We start from the raw sequence: 749 nt of genomic DNA, 5'->3' as shown, positions 1-749 counted from the left end.
TAGTAAAATTTAAAAAATCTGGCTTGTGGCTCAACCGAAAATTAATCACTAATTTGCACGCAACGAGCCATACACCAGACCGTTAGCTAACATTTGAAAAAAACATTCATCATATTATTTTTCGGAATTTTATCCAATACGATTTTTGGACAAACAAATAGTGCTGAAAAGAAAATTCTATCTGAATATAAATTTGAAAAAGAAAGAAAAAAATCATTAGCACCAAATGGAATTAAATGGACAGAATCTGAATTGGATAGTTTAGTTATTTATGATGACAGCACTTATCATAGAGTTTATTATTATGTTTTACATCAAATCAAACATAAAGAGCAAATCGGAACTTGGAAAATAAAAAAAGACACTCTTATATTAATTTCAAAAGAAAATATTGATAGCCAATTTCCAGCAAACACCATATATTATTACAAAATAAAGTCGAACAAAATAAAATTGATTAAATACGAATACAGGAAAGATGAGTGGATTGATTTTTCTGACTTATTCTTGCTAAGAGAAAAACTGAAAAAATTAAAAAAACGTTAGCTAACAATGTATAACCGCAATTACGGCGGATTCGACTACGTCCGAATCCACTCGGAATTGCTAAAGTCAGTTCTTAACCGAAAATCATTAACTTTAATCCCGTAACTGACGGTTATACGAGACCGTTAACTACAATATTGCATCAACCAAAAACGCTCAATTCGTTCGGAGATTTAGCAACGTAACTCTAAAAAATTGAAATT

The 749-nt window shown here is 30.0% G+C and carries 1 protein-coding gene; it reads left to right on the top strand.

Annotation, left to right across the window (positions count from 1 at the left end):
- Positions 1–93: 93 nt before the first annotated feature.
- Positions 94–546 (top strand): hypothetical protein, encoded by a 453-nt coding sequence (locus WA340_RS11905; protein WP_336129234.1) that lies wholly within the window; start codon positions 94–96, stop codon positions 544–546.
- Positions 547–749 lie beyond the last annotated feature (203 nt).

It is taken from the genome of Mesoflavibacter sp. CH_XMU1422-2 (assembly GCF_037029245.1).
In the GTDB taxonomy this organism is placed as follows: domain Bacteria; phylum Bacteroidota; class Bacteroidia; order Flavobacteriales; family Flavobacteriaceae; genus Mesoflavibacter; species Mesoflavibacter zeaxanthinifaciens.
The sequence above is the reverse complement of the archived record's forward strand: the minus strand, read 5'-3'. Positions and strand labels throughout refer to the sequence as shown.